Here is a 23,201-nt window from a genome sequence, read left to right on the forward strand (position 1 = left end):
AAAAACTGTTAAAGAGAAACCTGAGAGAAAAACTCCTCATCATCGGCCTCGCCAACCTAAAGATCAACAGCAACAGCAGCAGCAACACCACCATCAACAACAACAGTCAGCTAAAAATCCCCAAGAACAGATAGAACATCCTCCCACAAGCAATAAAGAACACACGATCACAAAAATCGCTGATCTCCAGCGAATGAATATCGAAGAATTGAACAAGTATGCCAAAACAATTGGGCTTGAAAACCTCAGCCAGCTTACGAAATCTCAAATGGTTTTCGAAATCGTCAAAATGAAATCTTCCAGCCCGGACGAAACTCTTGTCGGTGAAGGTGTTTTAGAAGTTCTCCCTGATGGATTCGGATTTTTACGTTCCCCCAACTACAACTATCTTCCTTCTGCTGAAGATATCTATGTATCCCCTGCTCAAATTCGCCGTTTCGACCTGAAAAAGGGAGACACCGTTTATGGAACAATTCGCTCACCAAAAGAAAAAGAAAAGTACTTCGCCCTGCTCAAAGTTGACCGTATCAACAACCATCCCCCAGAAAAAGCAAAAGAACGGATCTTTTTTGGAAACTTAACTCCCCTTTTCCCAACAGAACGACTCGTGATGGAGACCGATAAGGACAAGCTCTCCATGCGTGTGCTTGACTTGACCGCTCCCATCGGAAAAGGTCAACGTGCTCTGATCGTCGCTCCCCCAAAGTCGGGAAAGACGATCCTCATGCAAAATATTGCCAACTCGATCGCAAGAAACCATCCAGAAGTTGTCTTGATTGTTTTAGGGATTGATGAACGTCCTGAGGAAGTCACAGACATGAAACGAATGGTGAAGGGAGAAGTGGTTTCTTCTACCTTTGACGAACCTCCAGAACGGCACATCCAAGTCGCAGAAATGGTCATGGAAAAGGCCCGCTGCCTTGTCGAATATGGGCAAGATGTCGTTATCCTTCTTGACTCGATCACCCGTTTAGCTCGTGCTTACAACACCGTCCAACCTCATTCTGGAAAAATCCTCACAGGAGGCGTCGATGCACATTCTCTTCATAAGCCAAAACGATTCTTCGGAGCAGCTCGTAATATTGAACATGGCGGCTCTCTAACAATCATTGCAACAGCCTTGATTGAAACTGGATCGCGGATGGATGAAGTCATTTACGAGGAATTCAAAGGAACCGGTAACATGGAACTGGTTCTCGATAGGCGTCTCGCGGAAAGACGAACTTTCCCTGCAATTGACGTTGTGAAGAGTGGAACACGTAAAGAAGAACTCCTTTATCATCCGGAAGAACTTGAAAAAATTTATCTACTTCGTCAAGCTTTAGCAGATCTGACACCGTTAGATGCAATGAACCTGCTCTTGAACCGATTGAAGAAAACAAATAACAACGCGGAATTTCTTCTCTCGATGAAAGATTAAAAAATGATTTAAATTATTTGCTAATTTTCCTACGATCCAATTTAAGAGCGTGCGATTAAATCGACCTCCTAATACCAAGTGGTTTAGGAAAATTCTGAGTTCGAGGTTATGGCCGGAAAAAGAAATAATAAACCAAAAAAGCTACTACTGATTACCTCTTCGGGTGGTGGTGGCCATATTCAAGCTGCTAATGCAAAAGCTGTTAAAGCTCTTTCAGAAGACCCAAACCTCGAAATCATCCAAAAAGATATTCTGATTGATTGGGTCGGCCGCCGTTTTGGAAAGTGTTTTGTCCATTTATGGAATGTTTCCCAAAAGAAAGGAAACTTGAGAATGCTTAGCTTCCTTTCCAAAAACATTCCCGTTGCAGATATTCTTTTTTGGGTTCTCATTTTTATAAAAGCTTTGAGGACCATTCTTCGAGAAGATGTCGACCGGATCATTGATACACAACCTGTTGGAACCTCGGCAACTATCAAAGCACTCAAAGTTGCAAGCCGGTTCACAGGAAAAAAGATCAAGCTTGAAAAAGTGATTACCGAACTTCCAACTGAAAAAGTGCTACACTTTTTCAAACCCATCAAAGGGCTATCTCAAGCAGATCGTAATTTATTACGCCTCGTCTCTACAACGCCCCTTTTAAGTGCCGATCAAACACCTGATGCTTTTTGGCAGAAGAATTGTAAACTCCAAGAAAGTGAAGTTCTCTATGAAGACTTTCCACTTCGAGCCACCTTTGAAGTGTTTCGGCAAAAACTCGATGCTCCGATAGAAAGGATGAACATCGAAATTAAAGTAAAGAACTACATCGAAAAGTTCCTCATAGCTGACACGATCAAACGGGGAAATCTTCATGCAGAAATTTTCCGCGATAAAATTGCAATCACAATTGAACCGACTGATAAAGTCTCGACAATTCTTCTCGGAAGTCAGCCGACAGAAGAAGCAACAATTAAATATGTTAAGAGCTTTATCGAAATGGCTAACAAGGCTGGCGACCGTGGTTTTCGCCACTTACTCTTCGTCTTTTGTAACCACGAAGCAGAACACCGAAATAGCTTGCTCCGTCGTGTGCATGATGCAATCCAAAAATTCACCGATTATCCTCAATATCTCAACATCATTCCGATGTGCTTTCAAGGAGATGAAGTTATCGCTCCTCTCTATTACCGAAGTGATGCAACCTTCACTCGCTCAGGTGGGCTTACTTCTATGGAGCTGATGACTGTAGCCCAAGGGCAAATCTGGATTCACTCGGAAATTAAAGGAACTCTTGACCGAGAAAAACTAGGAAATGGGATGCCTATCTGGGAACGGGGCAATGCCCATTATTTGCAAGAAAAGAAAGGGGCGCAATTCATCACCCCTGAAACTTTTGCAGACTTTTGCAGTTCTTACTTCATGCCTGAGTCGGCTTCCTCTTCTTTAGCTTAAATTCCCCATTGAATCATAGCTGAAACATTTTTTCGGATCTCTTTCAACTCATACTCATCAGGGAGAAACATCTGTTGCTCTCCTTCTAGAGGATAGGTGACTACAGTTGAACTTTCTCCAAAAGCAATTTTAGTGATCGCTGCAACGATTCCTTTGATGGTTGTATCAAATCCCGTTGAAGCTCCAGGTTTGAGTGTGATTTGTATTGCTCCATTAGCCCTTTTTCTCAGCTCAGTGATATCGACATAGAGATCAGGACTAAACAAACCAAAGCGAGCTGGAATAATAAGTCGCATTCCCCCTTCTTGAATCTTCAATATCGCTTCTTCGGAATTTTGCAGAATAGTTCCTTTGACTGTTTGACCTATTTCAAAACGGACACCTTTTGGAACAAGAGCCAACCGGTTTCCAATGACTTTTAGGGCATCTGGAATCGGGGTTCCAGATTTTTGCAATTCTTCGATGAGCATGCTAATAGGAGCGATCAGTTCTGGTATCGAATTTTCAGAGTCTTTTGTGAGCTCTGCCCAATTCGGATGCCCAATCCACTTTTTGTCTAACGTAAATTCAACTTCTTTTGTTTTAGGATGATAGCTACTTGTCTTCATCTCTCCCGGCAATAGAGCGAAGATTCCTTGAAGCGATTCGATATCTTCTTCTTTGAATCCAAGCGCTCCTATAAAGACATCTCGGATAAGTTGATCACATACCGTTTTGGGAACAAAGCGAATTTTTGCAATTTCTTGTACACTTTCCTCCCGGGTTTTGGGGTAGATAACTGTATGGGGGTTTTGCTTGGCTGCCCATTCCAAAATCTCATGGCGCATTTTCCAAGTTGAAATCTCATCCGTCGCCCAGCTGTAATACTGTCTGGAAATAGAATAAAACGCTACTTTGCAAATTTTGGTAATCGCCCAATCATCCTCAGAATACCGGCTTTCTCTAACTAGATCAGGATCTATGAGGCGCAGTTGCTCTTTAACATGATGATAAAACTTTTCTTCTCGATTTAAATCGTTTCCAAATAAAGCACGTGCAAAACTTAAAACATGTAGCATATAGACGCGGCGACAGCGCTCAAACTGACAAGATTTTTCTAGAGTGGAAGGATCTGCAAATTGATCTTGGTCTACATATTTGTTGCAGTTTGTAAAATCAACATTTGAATCGTCTAGTTGTTGAAGCGATTCCATCGCACTCAAAAGGTCTTCCCGCTTCTTGTTTTCGCCACTTCTGACCTCTTCTAATTGCACCTTAGGCGCATAAATCCAACTTAAGTAGATAAAATCTAATCTTTCCATTCTTTCCCCAATCATTATTAATCTACAAACTATAACTCATTTTAATAATAATAGAAATAATAAATTTTTATATAATTATATTTTTTTCCAAAAAAGAAAATTTTTAATTAGTTCTAATTTTTCTAAATTCAAAATTGGAATTGACTTCCCTTCGGGAGGTAAGATTGGAGCATGCGTTGCTTGCCCAAGAGCAGCTGTTGAAACTCCCACAACAATCGCTTTAACAGCTTTATCAACAAACCAATTTGAGTTAGTGCTCACATCTATTTTAACTGTCATGGAGCCATCTTCTCTCCGTCCCCACTGAAGGATATCAACATAGAAATTGAGATGAGCTTTCTGAAAAGTTGCTGGAACCATTGCCCTAATCACTTTTGCCCCAAATTCTAGATAGGTCCGATCTCCTTTTTGAACAACTTCCCCTTCAATAACATTTCCAATACGAATGAAAGCCTCTTTTAAATCGACTTGGATTCCCTTATAGCTTCGCTGTTCACGCGTATTAGGAAACCGCTCTCTGATTTTTTGCCAGTCTGGAGCGAGCTTCCAACCCTCTTTGAAAACAAGGGAAAACTTCTTGGTTTTTGGAGAAAAGTCGAACTTTTTAATCTCCCCAGGAAAAAGCCTAAGCAAAGCTTGCAGATTTTCTCTCTCTTCGTTTTCAAACCCCAACTGATGAATACACACATGATCGACTATAACATCTCGAGGATCCTTTCTTTCATGAACACTCAGCGAGAGAGATGGTATCGGAGGGCATTCTAACCCTCTTGGGTCTTGACTCGCGCCCCACTTGAGAATGTCATACCTCCCTGCCCAAATCCGAATAGTCTCGGTAAAGCACCACATATAGAGCTGCCCCCAAAAAAAACACATGACAGTTTTGCACACTTTAACCATGAGGCTATCGCTTTCATCATAGCGACTTTCCCCGATAAGACTTGGGTCGATGTCACGGAGATTTTTTTTTGAAAGCTCAAATAGTCTTTGCTCAGGATTTTCTTCTGCGTAAAACCATAACCTTGCGTAAGCTACAACATCCTTGAGGTAGCGGATCCGCTCCCGTTCAAACGCTTCGATGTCTCGAGAGCTCTCTTCATCTCGGTCATAGGTGTTGACCATGGATGCACACTCATCAAATGTCGTGACAGAAGGATCAAAAATTGCGAGAGGCTGCATCGTCTCCAAAAGAGCTTCTCGGCTAGTTTTTTCATCAAACGATGCATCAATGATACTTCGAGGCTGTCGAAAAGACGAAAACGTCGAAAGATCGGAAAAATCAAGTTGCATAACCCTCTCCAATTTTTAGTGAGGAAATGATACCTCAAATCAGATTAAAATAAAAGTTTACTCTCTTCTTGTTAAAAACTGTTTTATTCGACCAATAAAAAATAAAATCGTGAATTTGACAAGAAGGCAGCACCATTTTATGTGTCTGGAGCAAGCGATCTTTTCCAAACGATAAGGTGCGAGTACTGACAAAAAATTTCCTACGAACCCGCTACAATCAAGTATCCCTTAATTTTTTGCGAAGGGGAAGAAGCCAAGCTGTCCTTCTCGAGACAAAAAGAGCTCGGAAGAATGAAAACAATTTCTGAGAATGAGTGAAAACCCAAAGCTCAGGTTACATAAGGTAATCGAGCATCCCATGCCAATCGTGACGCCTGACAAAATCCTCGATAGCAGCTTCTGAGCACCCAACAGTTTGGGCAAATCCTGGAATGAACCGATTCAAATTGTCTTGCCTCGCTTCTTTCGATAAACGGTCATAAAGCCCTTCTGTAAACTTCACCCATTTAAAGTGGCTATCTTTGATTCTGGGCATTCTTTTTTTGAGCTCAGGCGTTGAAAAAATGTAGCCTAAAAAACGCAACGGATGAACTGGTTCAATTTTTCGGCCAAGTTTTTTCATATCTTTGGACTTCTTTAAAAGCTCCCAGAGATTCAAATCGGCCATATTTTTGATCAGCTTTGAGATGTTGTGACAATCATCACTTGTCAAGCGGAGGGTGTAGAAATGATGCGTTCCTTCATCATTCACAAAGATCAGAAGAGGCTTAGCTTCGTCTAACTCCATTCGAGAAAACGCAAGATCACCAGACTCTTCAGGAAAAGCGTTTAAATAGGAATCAGCAGCAAAATTCGCAATTAGACTTCCAAGTTCTATCCACTCACTCAAATCTTCATACTCGATCCATTGGGCTGATACATCGCTCAAGAGATACCTCTCCTTTTGCTCGGAAAACTCCTCCTCACTGACGCCCTCCGACATGATATCGAGTACTCGTTTATAAAGCCTGTTCATATCTTGGGGATTCCCTGAAAAATAGAGAGTGTTGTCTTTTTGAACAAATGAGAGAGTTTCTTGTCGCTCTGAAGGAAGCTGCGATACGATAATGCAGTAGAGCAGGTGATTCAGCTGCATTTCATTTTTTTCAAAATAGCGTGGGAAATGCAAGGTCATTTCATTTTTATCATCTTGAAGCTGAGTCATTTTAATTTCTACTTCAGCATGCACCTTCAGTCCTGAAAATAGGCAGAATAGGAAAAAAATTCCCCATGATTTCGCGGTTCTCATATGACACTCCAATTTCAAAAATAAAGGAAAAACTTAATGCAACATTTCTTTTTAAATCAATCTATTTAAACGATCCAATCAAAAAAAAATTTGAAAATTAATTGAAAATCTTACATGTAGGAGTTTGAAGCAACTTATGTTTCATGAAACCTCTTTATTTATTAGGAGTAACACAATGAAAAGCCTGCCAAAATCAAGTCGCCCACGGTTTTGCCCAAAGTGCACCGGGCTTGCTTTCGGGATCGTTTGGGGAATAGCTATTCTCCTCACTGGATGGATCTCGATGACTGGATGGGGATATAACTTTGTCGATGTTATGTCGTCAATCTACACAGGTTATCGACCTTCGTTTGTCGGCGGAGTTGTTGGTGGTATCTGGGGATTCTTCTTCGGAGGCCTTATCGGCTGCTGTTTTGCAGTCGTTCACAACCGCATTGCAAACCGATAAACATCTATTAGAGGGGAAATCAGTGCTTCAGTCCGATTTCCCTTTTTGTCATTTCAATTGTTCAGATAGTATGTGGGTGATGAACCTATCCTACTATTTTGAAACCATGTTTTTCGTCTCTTCTCTCCCAAATTCTAGTTCCTTTTCTAGCCCTACTTCCTCAGTGCTGAAAAAACCATCACTTGAAAATAATGGAATTGGTTCATGAATACTCTTTATCCTCTATTTTTTAAGCCTGTTTACAAAGATTATCTCTGGGGCGGCAGGCGGATCCTCACCGAATTCAATCGCAATGAGCCAGAAGGTATCTACGCCGAGTCCTGGGAAGTTTCAGACCGTTTAGATGGAATGAGTCTCATCACTAATGGTCCCCTCAAGGGGAAAACCCTCCATGATATCGTTCAATCTCACCCCAAAGCCCTCCTCGGAAAAGTCCATCTTTCCGGCCGGTTTCCCCTTCTCCTCAAACTCATCGATGCCCATGATAACCTCAGCATCCAAGTCCATCCAGACGATAAGCGGGCAAAAACCTATGGAGGAGAGGCCAAGACCGAGGCCTGGTACGTTCTCGACGCCACTGAAGACGCGGTAATCTATGCTGGCTTCAACGCTCACTATCCCCAAGAAATCGTCGACAGAAACCTTGCCACTCGTGATATTCTATCGATGATGCACACAATCCCTGTCGAAAAAGGAGACATGATCTTCATTCCTGGAGGGCGCTTGCACGCTATTGGGAAAGGGTGCTTTGTTCTCGAAATTCAGCAAAACTCCAACACGACCTATCGGGTCTATGACTGGGATCGTGTCGATAGCAAAGGAAACCCCCGCGAACTTCACCTCGACCAAGCACGTCAAGTGATCCACTACGACGACGTTGTCGACCCTCGCTTAACCCCAAAGCTTCTTGAGGAGACCTCGACATACAAGCAATGGAATCTGCTTAGCGCATCACATTTCGAGGTAGAAAAATGGACCATTCGAGCTGAAATCAATTGGCCCCGTTTTGACCAATTTGAAATTCTCTTTTTCCGTGCTGGGACGGGTATCTTAACATGGGAAGGAGGAACTCATCTGATTGAAATGGGAACAACCTGTCTCCTTCCTGCAGAACTCAGCTCCCTGACAGTTGAGACCAAAGAGGATTTAGAACTCTTGCGTTTCTATATTCCTTAAAAAGTTGAATTTTCGGCTGCGTCAAAGCGGTGTAATTTACCAATCTTAAATGACTTCACATTCCTAATATTGTGTCACTTAAGATTGAATAATTCCGAAAACTTTCGCGTTGCCAAAACTAACTTTTAAGTCGTTTGAATCTATTTTGCTCAGTCAGGAGAAAGAGAAAAATCCCTGAGAATGAGTAAAAGAAACTCAGAGTCTAGGTTATTAAGGTTAAAAAAAACAACCCACAAGACTTGTGGGTTGTTTCTCTAGAATTCTTAAAAATGGTGATTATTTTCTTAAATTTTTTCCAATTGCGATTCCACCTAGAAGTGCAACCGTGGCAACAGCAGCAACTGCGAAAACAGTACCCCAGCTCCAGCTTGAATTATTTTGTGGCGCAGAATTAACAACCGTTTGATGACTGCTATCAACTTGTTTTTCCAAAGCATCAGACTCAGGAACTTCTTCGACTTTTGGACGGTTATCTTCAACCTTAAAGTAGGTCAAAGACTGATTGAGAAGCATCGGTAATTTTCCCCAAGCGTTTGCAGGATCAATTTTTTCTGTAAGAGGATGATCTCCTCCAACCTCGTCTGAAATAAATACACCTGGAATCACCTGTGTTTTGCACGACTCTGCCTTCAACGCAGCTGACAAAGCTTCCATAATAAAATATGTTTCAACGTCTACAGACTGAACCTTTTGACGTACATCATCTAACCAATCAGCTGTTTCAACCAAAGGCGAAAGGACTGTGAGATTGGTATTGCTTAGCGAGCAAAAAGATCTCTCGCAGAAGTTAAGCGGCATGATTCGACGTTCATCAATTTTAACAGGTTTTTTACCGTCTAGTTGTGAAGTTGTTGTCACTTGGTAACTTCCCACAGCAGAGTCTTTTTTGAGAGACCCTCCAGCGCCAACCATCACAAATCCACCGACTTCATGCTTATCCAAGAGAAGTCGAGTTGCAATGCGAGAAAGGTCTCCATTTGGCATACGGAAAGAAACCAGCGCTTGAGGCTTTCCATCAATCATCACATCAATTGTGGAAAATTTAAAGATTCCATCGATATCTACTTCTTTGTAGTTATTATTCGCCTTAAGTAACTGCACTGCTTTCTTCTCTTCTTCATCAGCGGTTTTGAAGGGGCCCTTCATTTTATCTGGATACAAACGATGCGCGACTTCAAGAACCATTCCTGAACGGTTCCCCATCACAGCAAGAGCGATCGGTTTATCTCCAACTGCTTGCTGAAACTTTTTGTAGAGTTTGTCTTGAAAAATCTCAGCGCAAAATTGAATATCTCCTTTTACAGAAATCTGCTCTAGCGGAACTCCTACAGCTTTAAGTTGTAGAAGAGTATGAGTGAATTTTGACTCATTTGAAATCCCGGCGATGACGATTTTTTGAAAACCTTTGTCATCTTCAAAGAGGAGGTACTTAATCGAACTTCTCGTGTTGAGGGTATGAGTATGGGTATAATTTCCATTATGAAAGTAGTAAGGTTCCATATCTTCTATGGGCCCGACAAATAGATCAATAGGTGTTCCTTGCTTAACCAAGTCCTGAATTGGCCCTGAGATGCGAGCATCGAGATACGCTCCAAGAGGAATGGTATGCTTAGCTTTTGGATCAAAACTGAGAACACAATCAGGTATTTCCATACCCATATGGTACTGCTTGAGATGAGGAGAGGGAGTGCTAAGCTCCCGCATTGGACTTATCCCTGTTGCTTGAATCACATTGTACTGCATAACAGCTTGACCAATTTTTGCAACCTGTCCTAGGATCTCCTTCTGTCGACCGCTATCAGACATTCCACCGATGATCTCCATCGTCTTTTGCATTAGCAGTTCTTTAAAGTTTTCCTGTTTTCTTGGATCACTATCGATCTCTTCCATGACGAGTTTCAAACTGTGCTTTACAATTTGAACTAAGCCTTCGTCTTTGGTTTTGTTCACTCCAACAATTGCTCGATCGTATTGACCTCTCGCACTTATAATATGTAAATCGTTACTAGATACGCCATTGACATGACTAGACATTCCGTCTTCAACCTTCCGCCCCCTAAGATATCCCTCGAACTTGCAATGCAAGCATTTATTTATAAAAACAATAATAATTATAATTGAAAATTTAATTTTATTTAATAAAAATTTTATTAAATATTAATTAAAATTTATTTTTTATAAAATGTTAAGTTGTTATATATAAGTTATTTATGAAAAATTTAATATCTTAAATAACTTAAAATCATATAAATATGAATTAATTTAATTTTAATATTAAATATTTTATAATAGTAACTTCAAACAATATTTTGGGAGTTCAGAAGAGAAATATGGCCACTTTAACTCATATTACTAATAATGAAAAGGTTGCAATTAATCAACCTACAAAACAATCAGTAGATCAAAAAAAACTAGATAGCCTATTTATTGAGCAGATACCTGGTGAAAGCTATCTAACCGATAAACCCAGCGAGCGAGAGATAGAATCTCTTACAATCTCAGAAATAGATGACTCAACGCCTCAAGCAACACATCAAGTTGCTCAGAGTTATTTTCATTCACTTGGTACAGAGATTAGAACCGTTGATAGAATGTTTGACGGCAAGTCTGTAAAAGCTCGAGTTGACGGAAGTCAAAGATTCATGCAAATTCGTAAAGATGCTGGACGAGAAATGTTTATTCAGGCTGCACGTCCCAAGATCGAAGCTTTACTCCTAAAACATGGCGAAAAGCGCCCGTTTGATGAAGTCGTTTCCATCTTTGGATTTAACCGGCTTTTCATGAGAGAGCTTGGGTCTGCAGGAACAGATGTCGATTTTTTCATGCTTGTTGATACTAAAAATGACAGTCTTATGAGCGATATACACACCTTGATGAAAACAGAAATCGCCCCAGCTTTAGCTCATATGGGAATTGATATGGAAACAGCTAGCTACCTGATGATTCGCATGGATCAATATCTAGGGAAACTCTCTGAAACTCACAAAACTCTTTTTACATTAGCAAATACCGACAATGTCGACTTTATCACAGGTTCAAAAGAGCTTATTAATAGAGCTTTTACCCTTACAAATGACCAATTAGCAACCCATTTTGTCGCTCTTCTAGAGAAAAATGAGCATATTCCAAGCTCTGAAGCAATTGGAATCAAAAAACAAGTTTTAGATAAACTCAATGGCAGTCCTGATGCCCGAAGAGAAATCATCTCCTTACTGCGAAAAATGGCCAGTAGTGAGCTTTATATTGGAAAAACTCCCTACAAAGGGAAAAAGACAATTCAAACCGAACTGAAAAAAGTCTCTCCAGAATCAAGATCCCTTAGAAAAGCAGAAGTCTCGATCAAGTTCAATTTCAACCGCATTGCAGATATGTATATGACAACAAGCGTCGATCCTCGTAGAGAGATTCTTTCTGGACATCAAATACAAGCTCTAGAAAAGCTCAGTATGGCCTTATCAAATATCAAATGTCGCATCGATGATGAAAAAACTCATCCGTTGCTAAAAGTACAACAAAACTATTCGAGTGTTTCACTCGAAGATCTTCGCAAGTTTTCCATGAGTGATCGTCAAGTGGTTGCAGAGTTACTTACAGCATTTAGCATCCAAATCGACCCATATTCAGAAAGCTTTGCAGAAGACAGTTACGATGCTCTTTGGGCCCTTTCAGATCAGATGGGAAAAGTCGCCGTCGCACTTGAAGGGACGATTTATGAGCAAGCGATCGGATTTATTCCAAAGCCTGAAGTGAAAAGCAATCAATCTCAAAGCCCTTCCTATTTAACTATTGGCCTTGCGTCGATAGCAGCGATTGCGGTGCTTGGGTTAGGTTACGCATTCCTTAAGAAAAATAGTTAAGAACTTTTTGGAGAGGAATTATGTTTTCAGTCGCAAGAGTCTTTTCAAGCTTATGGTCTTCATCTGAACCTCAAGCAACACTAGATGCACCTATAGCAAGATGCCCCAAAGCTGGTCTCAGCTGCCCTAGTCAGGGCAGCATACTTGCTCAAGAGCTGCAAAAAATGCAGGGTTTTCTTCCTGCTCCTGATGTCAAAAACTTTGATCGTAAGAACACAACTTTAAATTTCGATGTTCAGCATCTTGATGCCTCAAATCTCAGCTCTCTTTATGACAGCATGGCATCTTCTTTCTGGTTTTCTCGAGATGTTCAAGATCTTTATATTCAAGCAAAAGGTCCGTTTTCTCTAGCTGCTCCTGATTTTCAAGGAACAAAAGGAAAAGCTCTCTGTCGTTGTATCAAAATGGCTCAACTGATTAACAAAATTGCTCCTGAAGTCATGGATCGTAATCTCAAGGAAATTTGGGGGAAATTAGAAGCACAATATCAATTCCCCCACTTTGAAACTCCACAAGAGATGCGCGAATATTTAAAGACTGGAGATAAACATAAAGAAGTGACCCTTCTTGATCTCTCTCGCTCTGATATTGAAATTATTCCCCCGGAAGTGCTTCAATTTCCCAATCTTTCTCAAGTCATTTTGTACGATACAAAACTTGGGCAATTTCCCCATGTTTTATCTGCCCATTCAAACCTAAATTTGAATAATGTGCAGATTGAAGACTTGACCTTCTCAAAGGGAACAGAAAATGCACCAAGCGCAGATTCATTTTCTTATCGTTATCATGAAAATATGAGAGTGAGGTAAAAAATTTCTGTATACTCAAACAATTTTTTAAGTTGTTTGAGTATACCCTCTTTGAAGGGCTTATGAAGCTTTTCCGATAAGTATTTTATTTTTCATTTGTTCTAAAAAATTTAGATAACGCCATTTTTCCCTTGTTGGTGTTGTTTTCAAAATAGAAAGCGAAGTATAATTACCTCCTGTCGAGCATCAAGAAAACTCAAATAATAAGGGGTTAGTTATCATGGCAATACAATTTTTGACAGGATTCATAAATTCATTTTGGTCTTCATCCAGTAGCTTAGGCCAGAGTCAAAAGCTTGCTCAAGATCTGCAAAAAATGCAGGACTTTCTTCCAGCTCATGAAATCAAAAACTTCAACCCAAACAAACTCACAGTAAGTTTTGACATCTCTCGCTATGATGCAATCAACCTTAGCTCTCTCTACGACACTATGGCATCTTCATTTTGGTTTTCGCATGAAGTTCAAGAGTTATATACCAAGGCTAAAGGTCCATTTTCTTTAGCACCTCCTGATTTTGACTGCACAGAAGAGGAAGCAATTGGCCATTGTCTCAAAATGGCTCAACTGATTAACAAAATTGCTCCCGAAATCATGGACCGCAATCTGATCAGAGTTTGGGAAAGACTCGAAACTCAATACAAATTCCCACATTTTGCAACCGCAAGTGAGATGCGTGATGACTTAAAGACAGGTGACAAGCATACAGAAGTCACCCTTCTTGACCTTTCTCGTTCTGAGATTGAGATTGTTCCTCCCGAAGTGCTTCAATTTCCCAATCTTTCTCAAGTCATTTTGACCGATACGAAGCTTGGGGGATTCCCTCTTGTGCTCAATGCACATCAAAGTCTTGATCCTCAAAAAATACTCTGCGAAGATTTGACTTTCAATAAAGGAACAACGTCCCGTTAGCACCTTTACGTTTCTACATTCCTTAGCCCTTCGATTGCAAGAGCTAGAGGAGCTAATTTACTAATTCGATCACTGAGCTTGCTCTCTTCAATACGGCAATACTCAAGGGGCATCATCCACGCATACTTTGCAAGCGCCCGTTTGAGTGGCGACATGACTAGTTCATGCGTATGTGATGCAATCGTTCCTAGTATGATCGCATCGGGGTTGAGTGTCATGAGTAAAATTCCAATCCCTTGGGCAAGACGCTCGATGAACCCTTCCCAGATCTCTAGAGCATAGAGATCATCATTTTTGACTGCTGCTGCAATGCACTTCATGTCTATTTTTTCAACTTCCCCTTCCGCAGCATCCAAGATTGCCGTTTGAATCTTCTTTTGCTTGATTTCTTCTTGGGTCCGACGAGCAAGATTTGCTCCCCCACAAAACACTTCAAAACATCCCCGTTGTCCACATGGACACTTAGGCCCTTTGGGATCTAAAACAAAATGCCCGACCTCACCTGCTGTGTCGGTTTCACCCTGAAGCAGTTTTCCCTGCGCAATAATTCCTCCTCCCATCCCAGTACTCATGGTCAGATAAACCAAGTTGTCTAGATGTTTTGCCGCTCCAAACTCCCATTCTGCAAGAACTCCTGCATTTGCATCATTATTGAGAAAGACCGGCTTCTCGAAAGCTTCTCTAAAGTATTCACGAACAGGAACATTCACCCAAGTTGGCATATTGGGGGGAGTGAGCATCATTCCCATTTTGTATGAAATAGGTCCTGGCACAGCCAAGCCGATGGCTTTGATTTCGTGAATCTCAAGGTTATTGTCTCTTAAAAGATGGCCGATAAGCTCGACAATTTTAGGAAGACCTGTTGTGGGGTCTCCGAGCGTAGCTGTCATCACCCGCTTGTGGTCAATGATATTCCCTTCCCCATCCCCCAAACAAACTGACACCTTGGTCCCGCCAATATCGACACCTACTAAATGCATCAGTCCACGATTGCTCCCTTACTCTTGAAATTGGCTTTCAGGACATCTGATAACCCTGTGACGCCCCGAAAATCTGCCTGCTTCACGTTCGCCCCATTGAACCGAGCTTGATTGACATCCGCTCCATTAAACTTTGCATATTCCAAATTTGCATTGAGAAAATCTGCTCCCTGACAATTGGCGTTAGTCAAAATAGCCTTTTGTAAAAACGCTCCCTGAAAGTTGACGTTCACAAGAGTCGCGCCCGTCAGATTCGTTTGGGTTAGATTTGCACTTCTTAAGTTTGAATTGCTTAAGTTGACATTTTTCAAATCCAGATTCCCAAGATCAGCGTTTGTCAAGTTGACATTTTGTAAATGGCGCTGGCCTTTTTCGGCTTTTGTAATGTCGTGACTTGCACATCCCCCGACTAACATAGCCAAAAAAAGTATGAAAAAACCAACATAGCGCACAGTCGTCCTCTAGGGTTAAATTGCTAAAGCTGTTATACTCAAACAAGCTTAATAGCTGGTTGAGTAGATGCTCATGACACTTGAAACTTAGAAAATTTGACAAGGAGGCTCCTCAACATTTTCATTCCGAACAAGTGACCATTGCCGAAGAGGCCGTAGCACGAGCGAGGATGAAAATTGTGAGTTAAAGCTGACGCCGTCAAATCTCCAAGTTTCAAGTGTCACGAGTATACACTCCGAAATGCCTCATTGTTTGATTCTTTAAAAGGAAAAAATGCCGACATTTCACATCGCAATTAAAATCGTCGAAAAGCTGTATCAAGAGGGGTACACCTCCTATTTCGCAGGCGGGTGGGTTCGAGATTTCCTCATGCATCGAGCATCAGATGATATCGATATCGCCACAGAGGCCTCTGTTGAAGAAGTGCAACGGATCTTTCCAAAAACCATTCCCGTTGGTGTGAACTTTGGCATCGTGATTGTCGTTGAAGAGGGACATCATTTTGAAGTCGCAACATTTCGTAAAGACCAAGGTTACCGGGATGGAAGACGGCCCATTGCTGTCGAATCTGCCGATGACAAGCAAGATGCAGAGCGACGCGATTTTACGATCAACGGCATGTTTTACGATCCGCTCAAGCAAGAAGTCATCGATTACGTCGAAGGAAAAAAAGACATCGAAAAAGGGATCATTCGCGCCATTGGCAATCCTCATGAACGATTTTTAGAAGACCGGCTCCGCATGATCCGTGCCGTCCGTTACGCAAGTCGTTTTCATTTTTCTATCGAAGCTGAAACGCTAAAAGCTATCTTAGATCATGCTGATGCCCTTTTTCCTGCTGTTGCCATTGAGCGGGTCTGGAATGAATTTTGCAAAATGGCCGCTTATCCTCATTTCGACATGGCTCTTATCACCCTCCACCGATTAAGCCTCCTCCCTGTCATATTTCCCCAATTAAAGGACATCCCTACTGAAGAAATAAAGGGGCGCTTACAAGCTCTTCCCTATTTTCCTGATGACGTACCAGTCATTGCAAAAATCTTCGAACTTTTCCCTAGTATTTCCCTTCAGGAAAAAGAAGATCTCGTCGCTTACTTGAAGCTTTCGAACGAAGAGCGTGAGTTTGTCCGTTTTTTCCATTCGGCCGATGCTGTGCTGATAAAAAACAGCGCTGAAGATTATGAATGGGCTCATCTCTATGCTCATCGATTCTTCCCTCCGTGCCTAAAGATTCACGCCACTCATCTCCCTTTAGATGAGCGGCAAAACTTTTTGCAAGAGCACCACCTCCGAGCTCAAATGCTCAAAAGCCCCATTCAGCGGATCCAAAACAAAAATCCCTATCTCACCTCACAGCATCTGCGTGAAGCAGGGGTTCCAAATGGTGTAAAAATGGGTGAATTGCTCAAAACAGGTGAACGCCTAGCTGTCAACGAAAAGATCGAAGATCCAGCTCAAATCATCGAAAGACTAAAAGAACTCAACGAGCTGTAAAGTAATGCAGAATAAAGAGGGCATAGGACCAACTAACAAAATAAAAACAGCATCGAGACTTTCATATTAGCTCCTATAGAAATACTTTTAGTAAAATAATTAGACCGATTGCTGAACTTATCCCACCTGCTAGAAAAGAAACTGCTCCCCATAACTTACCAAAACTTTGTGCTTTACCTTTAAACCCAAGAACCCACAATGCCTTAGAAATGGCGTATGTAGAAAAAGCAAATAGAAAAACAAAGACAATCGTTTTGAAAAATTCGTACTGCATAGCTAACTTCGAAATTTATTAGGTATCGAATAGTATTTTACTTCTCTAATTAACACAAGCACCCTTATAAGAAGTGGAAACAACTTTGTTAGAAGACGGATTCTATTGATTGATTAACGTTTCCTGAGTAAGGATTCAATTTGATCATAACCCAATCTCCGAGCTAATTCTAGAGCTGTTTCGCCTTGATGATTAACAGCACTATGCGGAACTTTACGAGTATCAAGTAAAATTTGAACTCCTTCAATCCAATTAGATTCCACAGCCAAATGCATCGGGGTATCTCCTCTATATTTTCGATTTGGACTTATCCCTATCGAAAGGAAATATTGTAATACTTTTGGAAGTTTTTGTTGAATACACAGCTCAAAAGCAGAAACACCCAACTTCCAAGTCGCATGCACATCTGTTCTTACATCCGATAAAAGAGCCATTGCAATAGCTTCATCCCCTGAGTAGATTGCCCATAATAGTGGCGTTAAATCATCGATGGTCCTGTGATTTGGATTTGCACCTAGTTCTAACAACGTCTTGACTCCTGTTACATTGCGCGCTTGTACTGCACAAATCAAAGGAGTCTCCCCATCTATTGCGGAAGCTTCAAGCAAACCAGGGCAAGCGCATCTAAGCATCTGCATTTGATTCCTTCTTCCTTTACGAGCTGCATAATGCATAGGGCTAAGCCCCTGATCATCCCTTTTTTCTAGGTTAACGCCTCTTTGCAAGAGCTTTTCAAGAAAACATGGCTTTTCAACTTCTGATGCATAATGAACAAAACTAGCACCTAATGAATCTTGAAATGACCAATTGGCTATATCTCTTAGGACTTCATTGAAGAGAGCCTCATCACCGGAGGAAATGGATGCCAAAATTTTTAAGACAAAATCATTAAACGGATAGTCTTTTTTGGGATAATAAAGTTGGTGCGCTGCTATATACTGTGCTTCATCGATTTCCTCATATTCCAAAGTTTCAAAAGGCATTAGAAAATATAAACCTTCAGGCGTTGTAAGAGGGTTTGCTAAATCAAACCTGAGTAAAGAAACTTGCCGGCAAAGTACAAGGTCTAATGTAGAAATATCCTCTACAAGTGAGCCACATCCTCCTGATACCTGAGCCTTTCTTTGACTTAGTCCCGTCAGCACTTTTAAACTACCGTTAACTCTATTAAACATGACTCCAGAATCATTAAAGCATAAATGAAAAGGTGCCTGATACCAATTAATGGTCAAGTTTTTATACTCAAGAAGTTCTTGCTTTTCTTGAGCATCTGCATCACGTAGATAAGTATTAATTTTTTCTAATACTGATTTTACAGTTCCCGGGGCTTCTGGAGCTCCATTGACTCCCAGTTTATGAAACAGACGCGTGATATCTGCTTTATAAGTGTTATAACGACTTCGGCATTGATCGAGCAATTGCACCGTTAGTGATGCAATCTGCTCTGGAGATACGTCTCTCATATACTGCTCAAAATACACCACCAATGCGTCGTAAAGTGCATCTACAGCGATGTCCACGACCCATTTTTCAGGCTTTTTTGCTTTGAAAAACCAATGAATGTCTTCAAGTTTTTCCTTCTTACAAAGCATAAAGAGCTCATAGAGGTCGATGGGAGTTTCATATTCCTGACTAAGAGGAACAGGAGGAAAAACATTTGGACACTTTCTTGTTTCATCGAGATAAAATTGACGATCAAAAATAGGAATTTTTCCAACACCCTTTAAGGTGTTGTAGTAATAGCTCAAAAAATTCGCAAACTTTAGCCCTTGAAGGAGCTTTTTACATAGCGGAATCTTAGGCAACGTTTGTCGAATGACTTCACACATTTGATCACAAGCCAGTTGCAATTTTTCTAAAAGCACCGTTTCTTCAGGCGTTGTTGGATCCCATTTAACAATACCCACAACATCAAAGCCCCCATCAAAACTTAAAGTCTTTCCCTTCTGATAAATAGCATTCTGGAAAGCAATAAGTCTGTAAGAAATATCAAAGCAGTTTAAGATGGCTTGAGAAGTCAAAGGGCCATCACAAATTTCCAATAAGATATCATCAAAGGTTCGATATTCAAAGTCATCACGAAACAGCTCTTTAAAATCCAAAACATGTTCTGCTAAATAGGTTTCATTCGTATTTCGAATCTCCCCCCACTCAAAAATGAACTCTTCATCAAATGCTCTTCCAACCGCCAGCCCTTTCATGTAATAGTCCAATAATCCTAAGATATAGCCAACGAAAGTGTTACGATAGCAAGGTGGAATTACTGGGTAACGAATAGAGTTTTGATTTGTGTGTAAACTGAAAAAAGGTAACGTGTTGTGAACATAAACCCCACGAGCTACATCTCGCATGATTTGGTGTATTTCGCCTTTAGTAAGCAGTAAATCCTTCCCATCAGGAATAAAGAGAATGTTTTCATCCTCTTCAAAAGAGTCAAATAAGTCTAAAATTATTCCACACCGACTTGCAACGCCTAGCACTCTACTTTCTTTAATAACCTCTCCAAATTGAGGCGTATGACTGAAATAACTAAAGTTTTCTCGAAGCTTATTGACTGCTAAGTGCCCCTGAAAAGTCGCATCACTTGGGCAATACTTCGTAAACTTCGGAGTCACAAACCCTCCACCATTTTTTGAATTGTCAGATACCCAAATCTTCGGGAAGTTATTCTTGCCACCATTTATGATTTGACCACCCCAAACTTCTGCCCAGGACTGAGTCCCATCAGGCATAGTTTTGAGGTAGATCTCAACTCCAGAGCTCTTCACTCCTACTTTGTTATCAGGACTTTCTACTGCTAATTCAATATAAGCGCGATTTTCAGGCGTATCATTTTTAAAATGTCCAGAGGTACTTTTAAAAATATGTCCCCAGCGATTCGGGTTATCAGGGAATTTTGGAGTAATCCAATCGCCATTAGCTATTAAAGTATTGAAGAATAGTACAAAAAGGAGGAAAAATTGGTGAGCCTGTTTAAGCATAGCCTACTCTCCGCTAGAAAATTGAAATGATTTAGGCTAAATGATAGGCTAATTTCATTCAACAGATCGAGGGCAATCGTAAACATGACACGTCAGTTTGTAATGGAAAAAGGATTTCAAATTATTGTATTTTTTTTGATGGACTTTTGGGAAAACTACCTAAAAGGACTGATGGTTGAAAAAAATCTCATAGCTCATGAAAAACTTTATCCATTAGAACGAGAGCAAGCTTTACCAGAAGATAAAATTAAAGATGACTTACACGACAACTATCATCTTGTTTTTATGACTATCCCTGGAGATCCAGCAGGGCCAGGCGATTATTTCGAAGAAATTATAGAAGCTAGAATGAAAATCCCACCCCTTAAACAACATGATGGGCTTATTGTTTCAGAGGACATGCTTTTCCAATTGACTATTGACTACTGCCACTATTTTAATGAAAAATTTGCGCAAAATGATCGCAATTTTTCTCTCGACTTCGCTATTGATTGGCTTGAAGACATGAGACGTCACCCCGACAAGCACAAAACGGAATGGAAAATCTGGGAACAAACGATTGAATACGTCCTTTCACCTGGAGATAAACATCTCATTTTCTGAAAGATCTCTTTTTCTAGTCAAAAAATCGCAGCATTGACTTGTGATAAGGTTTGATGGTACTGATTAAAAATATTGTGTGCGTAGATATGAAAATAGACACAATTTCAATAGAAGATGGATTTCAAATCATTATGCTTTTTCTTCAGAAATTTTGGTTGGATATCTTGCAAGAAAAAATGCATCCTGAGAGTTCGGCTTTTATCGAAGACAACGAGTTTTTCTTTCTTATAGTTTGTATCGGTTCATCCTCCGATGACTATTTTGAGACTGTAGTTGAACGCCGTTTGAATATCCCTCCTCTCAAGCAACATGGCGGGCTTACATTAAAAGAAGAGCTGCTTTTCCAGCTTGCTATTGATTTTTGCAGCTATTTTAACGAGCGGTTCCAAGAAAATGGAAAAGACTCTCTACGCATTGCAATCAACTACCTACAAAACATGCAAAAGCATCCACAAAACTACAAAACAGAATGGGCCATCTGGGATAAAGTAGTGGTTGATGTCACTGAGCACGGAGCAAAATCACTTGGGTCCTTTTATAAAATAGACACTAGGGCGTGTCATCAATTAAAACAAGTTGGAGAAGGGTTTTTCAATGAGAAAAGTTCAAGACGTCCGATACAGGCAACCCTTTACGGGTTGTCGAAGCAGGGCAACGATGAAATTTTCCATAGAAAGACCGAAGACAACGCAGTGTAATTGATGACACGCCCTAAATTGGCGTGCAATCTCAATCAACTTTGATAACGATCAAAGTGAGATCATCATATTGGGGGGACCCTCCAGCAAAAAAGGCCACTTCTTCGATGAGTTCATCGACGATTTGTTTAGCCTTAAGCTCTTTCCGCTTTTTAAATGACTCCATGAGCTGCTTCTCCCCAAACATTTTCATCTCACCATTATGAGCTTCAACCACCCCATCTGTGAAAAGAAGAAGAGAATCTCCGCTATTGAGTTGCACGGAGGAAGTTTGCACTTCATCAAACTTTTCCACACCGAGCGCCATCCCTTCTGTTGTGAGCTTTTCTATCGTCCCATTTGCTCGCAGCAAATATGCTGGGAAGTGACCACAATTTGAAAAACTGAGTTCTCTTGTTTTTTCATCATAAAATGCCAACCAAGCGGTTACAAAAACACCACTATCTCCTGTATCGAGGCAAAAGAGATTATTGGTCTCTTTGGTAATGGTTTCTAGGTCCTCATGTATTTCCCCATAACTTCTAAGCATGCTGCGAACGGTTAAAGAATAGAGACACGCGTAAATCCCTTTGCCAGCCGTGTCAGCAATCGCAAAAAAAAGCCGATCCCCGTCTTGTGATGGCCGCACCAAAAAGTCGTAGAAGTCTCCACCCACTTCTTTTGCGGAAATAAACCGGGCAGCTATATCTAACCCAGGGAATGATGGAAGCTCTTTGGGTAAAATTGAATTTTGAACTTCTTGGCCAATCATAAGCTCTCGTTCAAATGCCTCTTTGGCTGCTTTTTCTTTTCTGATGCGATAAATAAAATCATTGAGAGAAACGATCATCGCATTAAAAATCGTTCCCACAACATTAATCTCAAACCCCATCCGATCAGGTATATAACGCGCAGACATATCGGCTAAGCGTATCCTCTCCATTGCTGCGCATAGATTTCGCAGTGGCTTCCCTAAACGGACCGTGAGCCAAATTGTTGCGCCGCCTCCGATCACTAAAATGATCAAGAGCAAAATGACCATCTTCGCCAAGAAATATGGAATGTCCACAAAGTTTGTATGCCTAGGTGCGGCAACGAGAAGAAGCAAGTTACTTCTAGGAATCTTCTCAAACTCCCCTACGTAATTTTCTCCTAAAAAGGAAAATTGCTCTTCTTTTTCACGAGCAGAGGGAAGATGCCACTTTTGCCAGGTCGTATCTGTCGATAAAAGGACGGTTCCACTGTCGGAAAGCAAAGAGATCACTGTCGGATAGGGAACATTTTTCTCTATTGAGAGTTTATCCGTCAATCGTTTAGGCGAAAAACCTGTCACCCAAATCTCCTCTCCTTGGGAAAAAGACTGCAAAAAATAGAACCGATTGGTTTCAGAATTCCCAAAAAGTGCTCCATTTCCCACTATCTCCTCTGGAATGATTTCAGAATAATCTCGCCCGACCAGCTCAGGCAAAGAGGCCTCATCGCAAATGTACTTTCCATCTTTTTTTGCTAAGTGAAATAGCTCTGTTGAGAGATCTCGATCTGCAAGAAATTGAAGCTTACTTTGTGAAGGGCGAACTTTGTTGACATATTTCAAAAAATCACTTTCCCGATCCATCACCTCTTCAATAAGTTCTCCTTTCCCATGTAGAATAAGCTGCAAAGTAAACCGGTTATCCTTAGCCTGAAGCCGCGAATCCTCATAGTACATCAGCCCAGCAAAAATCAGCAGCGGAATCACAAGTAAAATCGTTTCGATCAATAAAATGCGAAACGCAAGAGATCCACTCAATCCTCTCATAACTCCTT

General features: G+C 40.9%; 19 protein-coding genes. 10 read left to right on the plus strand and 9 right to left on the minus strand.

Features of this window, described 5'->3' with window-relative positions; translation table 11 throughout:
• Nucleotides 1-193: 193 nt before the first annotated feature.
• Nucleotides 194-1,420: a transcription termination factor Rho gene (gene rho, locus SNE_RS11245; RefSeq protein WP_231919529.1), complete on the plus strand. Its 1,227-nt coding sequence runs from the start codon at nt 194-196 to the stop codon at nt 1,418-1,420.
• A gap of 108 nt (nt 1,421-1,528) precedes the next feature.
• Complete coding sequence (locus SNE_RS11250; protein ID WP_013944566.1) at nt 1,529-2,854, plus strand: glycosyltransferase family protein; 1,326 nt, start codon at nt 1,529-1,531, stop codon at nt 2,852-2,854.
• Here SNE_RS11250 and SNE_RS11255 read toward each other — a convergent pair.
• From SNE_RS11255 to SNE_RS11265, 3 genes are all read right to left on the minus strand, one after another.
• Nucleotides 2,851-4,155, minus strand: a complete 1,305-nt coding sequence (locus SNE_RS11255; RefSeq protein ID WP_041419094.1) for a hypothetical protein — start codon at nt 4,153-4,155, stop codon at nt 2,851-2,853. The genes SNE_RS11250 and SNE_RS11255 overlap by 4 nt on opposite strands.
• A 75-nt stretch (nt 4,156-4,230) precedes the next feature.
• The gene (locus SNE_RS11260) at nt 4,231-5,445 is read right to left on the minus strand and encodes a hypothetical protein (RefSeq protein WP_013944568.1); all 1,215 of its coding nucleotides are present in this window, start codon (nt 5,443-5,445) and stop codon (nt 4,231-4,233) included.
• 334 nt (nt 5,446-5,779) lie between these two features.
• On the minus strand, nt 5,780-6,733 hold the full coding sequence (locus SNE_RS11265; RefSeq protein WP_013944569.1) for a hypothetical protein: 954 nt from the start codon (nt 6,731-6,733) through the stop codon (nt 5,780-5,782).
• 175 nt (nt 6,734-6,908) lie between these two features.
• Between SNE_RS11265 and SNE_RS11270 the strand changes: the two genes are divergently transcribed.
• Together SNE_RS11270 and SNE_RS11280 are read left to right on the plus strand one after the other, a co-directional pair.
• Entirely contained in the window at nt 6,909-7,181 is a 273-nt protein-coding gene (locus SNE_RS11270; protein ID WP_013944571.1) for a hypothetical protein, read from the plus strand.
• A gap of 204 nt (nt 7,182-7,385) precedes the next feature.
• Nucleotides 7,386-8,357 carry a type I phosphomannose isomerase catalytic subunit gene (locus SNE_RS11280; protein WP_013944573.1) on the plus strand — a complete coding sequence of 324 codons (972 nt, stop codon included), beginning with the start codon at nt 7,386-7,388 and terminating at the stop codon, nt 8,355-8,357.
• Between the two features lie 276 nt (nt 8,358-8,633).
• Here the strand turns inward: SNE_RS11280 and SNE_RS11285 are convergent, their stop codons facing one another.
• Nucleotides 8,634-10,391 carry a hypothetical protein gene (locus tag SNE_RS11285; protein ID WP_041419096.1) on the minus strand — a complete coding sequence of 586 codons (1,758 nt, stop codon included), beginning with the start codon at nt 10,389-10,391 and terminating at the stop codon, nt 8,634-8,636.
• 296 nt (nt 10,392-10,687) lie between these two features.
• Between SNE_RS11285 and SNE_RS11290 the strand changes: the two genes are divergently transcribed.
• The 3 genes from SNE_RS11290 (at nt 10,688) to SNE_RS11300 (ending at nt 13,933) form a co-directional block, all read left to right on the plus strand.
• A complete protein-coding gene (locus SNE_RS11290; protein WP_013944575.1) occupies nt 10,688-12,214 on the plus strand; it encodes a hypothetical protein in 1,527 nt (508 codons plus the stop codon).
• 20 nt (nt 12,215-12,234) lie between these two features.
• Nucleotides 12,235-13,023 carry a leucine-rich repeat domain-containing protein gene (locus SNE_RS11295; protein ID WP_013944576.1) on the plus strand — a complete coding sequence of 263 codons (789 nt, stop codon included), beginning with the start codon at nt 12,235-12,237 and terminating at the stop codon, nt 13,021-13,023.
• A 220-nt stretch (nt 13,024-13,243) separates the two neighbouring features.
• Nucleotides 13,244-13,933 (plus strand): hypothetical protein, encoded by a 690-nt coding sequence (locus SNE_RS11300; protein WP_013944577.1) that lies wholly within the window; start codon nt 13,244-13,246, stop codon nt 13,931-13,933.
• Between the two features lie 5 nt (nt 13,934-13,938).
• On the opposite strand, the gene SNE_RS11305 is transcribed toward SNE_RS11300, so the two are convergent.
• On the minus strand, nt 13,939-14,913 hold the full coding sequence (locus SNE_RS11305) for an ROK family protein (protein WP_013944578.1): 975 nt from the start codon (nt 14,911-14,913) through the stop codon (nt 13,939-13,941).
• Entirely contained in the window at nt 14,913-15,365 is a 453-nt protein-coding gene (locus tag SNE_RS11310; RefSeq protein WP_053225363.1) for a pentapeptide repeat-containing protein, read from the minus strand. Before SNE_RS11310 ends, SNE_RS11305 begins: the two co-directional genes overlap by 1 nt.
• Nucleotides 15,366-15,639: 274 nt before the next feature.
• Between SNE_RS11310 and SNE_RS11315 the strand changes: the two genes are divergently transcribed.
• Complete coding sequence (locus SNE_RS11315) at nt 15,640-16,860, plus strand: CCA tRNA nucleotidyltransferase (protein WP_013944580.1); 1,221 nt, start codon at nt 15,640-15,642, stop codon at nt 16,858-16,860.
• Nucleotides 16,861-16,933: 73 nt separating this feature from the next.
• Here SNE_RS11315 and SNE_RS11320 read toward each other — a convergent pair whose 3' ends face one another.
• Both SNE_RS11320 and SNE_RS11325 read right to left on the minus strand, forming a co-directional pair.
• Nucleotides 16,934-17,134 (minus strand): hypothetical protein, encoded by a 201-nt coding sequence (locus SNE_RS11320; protein ID WP_013944581.1) that lies wholly within the window; start codon nt 17,132-17,134, stop codon nt 16,934-16,936.
• A gap of 113 nt (nt 17,135-17,247) precedes the next feature.
• On the minus strand, nt 17,248-20,115 hold the full coding sequence (locus SNE_RS11325) for an ankyrin repeat domain-containing protein (RefSeq protein ID WP_013944582.1): 2,868 nt from the start codon (nt 20,113-20,115) through the stop codon (nt 17,248-17,250).
• Nucleotides 20,116-20,199: 84 nt separating this feature from the next.
• On the opposite strand from SNE_RS11325, the gene SNE_RS11330 reads away from it, so the two are divergent.
• On the plus strand, nt 20,200-20,718 hold the full coding sequence (locus tag SNE_RS11330) for a hypothetical protein (protein ID WP_148259017.1): 519 nt from the start codon (nt 20,200-20,202) through the stop codon (nt 20,716-20,718).
• Nucleotides 20,719-20,804: 86 nt separating this feature from the next.
• Nucleotides 20,805-21,416 carry a hypothetical protein gene (locus tag SNE_RS11335; protein WP_013944584.1) on the plus strand — a complete coding sequence of 204 codons (612 nt, stop codon included), beginning with the start codon at nt 20,805-20,807 and terminating at the stop codon, nt 21,414-21,416.
• A 31-nt stretch (nt 21,417-21,447) separates the two neighbouring features.
• On the opposite strand, the gene SNE_RS11340 is transcribed toward SNE_RS11335, so the two are convergent.
• A complete protein-coding gene (locus SNE_RS11340; protein ID WP_158307249.1) occupies nt 21,448-23,193 on the minus strand; it encodes a PP2C family protein-serine/threonine phosphatase in 1,746 nt (581 codons plus the stop codon).
• Nucleotides 23,194-23,201 lie beyond the last annotated feature (8 nt).

The sequence above is a fragment of the Simkania negevensis Z genome (assembly GCF_000237205.1).
Lineage (GTDB): Bacteria > Chlamydiota > Chlamydiia > Chlamydiales > Simkaniaceae > Simkania > Simkania negevensis.

What these genes read in the sequence shown, in the direction of transcription:
- rho (WP_231919529.1), top strand. Translation starts at nt 194, where the DNA reads ATGAATATCGAAGAATTGAACAAGTATGCCAAAACAATTGGGCTTGAA.
- SNE_RS11250 (WP_013944566.1), top strand. Translation starts at nt 1,529, where the DNA reads ATGGCCGGAAAAAGAAATAATAAACCAAAAAAGCTACTACTGATTACC.
- SNE_RS11255 (WP_041419094.1), bottom strand. Translation starts at nt 4,155, where the DNA reads ATGGAAAGATTAGATTTTATCTACTTAAGTTGGATTTATGCGCCTAAG.
- SNE_RS11260 (WP_013944568.1), bottom strand. Translation starts at nt 5,445, where the DNA reads ATGCAACTTGATTTTTCCGATCTTTCGACGTTTTCGTCTTTTCGACAG.
- SNE_RS11265 (WP_013944569.1), bottom strand. Translation starts at nt 6,733, where the DNA reads ATGAGAACCGCGAAATCATGGGGAATTTTTTTCCTATTCTGCCTATTT.
- SNE_RS11270 (WP_013944571.1), top strand. Translation starts at nt 6,909, where the DNA reads ATGAAAAGCCTGCCAAAATCAAGTCGCCCACGGTTTTGCCCAAAGTGC.
- SNE_RS11280 (WP_013944573.1), top strand. Translation starts at nt 7,386, where the DNA reads ATGAATACTCTTTATCCTCTATTTTTTAAGCCTGTTTACAAAGATTAT.
- SNE_RS11285 (WP_041419096.1), bottom strand. Translation starts at nt 10,391, where the DNA reads ATGTCTAGTCATGTCAATGGCGTATCTAGTAACGATTTACATATTATA.
- SNE_RS11290 (WP_013944575.1), top strand. Translation starts at nt 10,688, where the DNA reads ATGGCCACTTTAACTCATATTACTAATAATGAAAAGGTTGCAATTAAT.
- SNE_RS11295 (WP_013944576.1), top strand. Translation starts at nt 12,235, where the DNA reads ATGTTTTCAGTCGCAAGAGTCTTTTCAAGCTTATGGTCTTCATCTGAA.
- SNE_RS11300 (WP_013944577.1), top strand. Translation starts at nt 13,244, where the DNA reads ATGGCAATACAATTTTTGACAGGATTCATAAATTCATTTTGGTCTTCA.
- SNE_RS11305 (WP_013944578.1), bottom strand. Translation starts at nt 14,913, where the DNA reads ATGCATTTAGTAGGTGTCGATATTGGCGGGACCAAGGTGTCAGTTTGT.
- SNE_RS11315 (WP_013944580.1), top strand. Translation starts at nt 15,640, where the DNA reads ATGCCGACATTTCACATCGCAATTAAAATCGTCGAAAAGCTGTATCAA.
- SNE_RS11320 (WP_013944581.1), bottom strand. Translation starts at nt 17,134, where the DNA reads ATGCAGTACGAATTTTTCAAAACGATTGTCTTTGTTTTTCTATTTGCT.
- SNE_RS11325 (WP_013944582.1), bottom strand. Translation starts at nt 20,115, where the DNA reads ATGCTTAAACAGGCTCACCAATTTTTCCTCCTTTTTGTACTATTCTTC.
- SNE_RS11330 (WP_148259017.1), top strand. Translation starts at nt 20,200, where the DNA reads ATGACACGTCAGTTTGTAATGGAAAAAGGATTTCAAATTATTGTATTT.
- SNE_RS11335 (WP_013944584.1), top strand. Translation starts at nt 20,805, where the DNA reads ATGAAAATAGACACAATTTCAATAGAAGATGGATTTCAAATCATTATG.
- SNE_RS11340 (WP_158307249.1), bottom strand. Translation starts at nt 23,193, where the DNA reads ATGAGAGGATTGAGTGGATCTCTTGCGTTTCGCATTTTATTGATCGAA.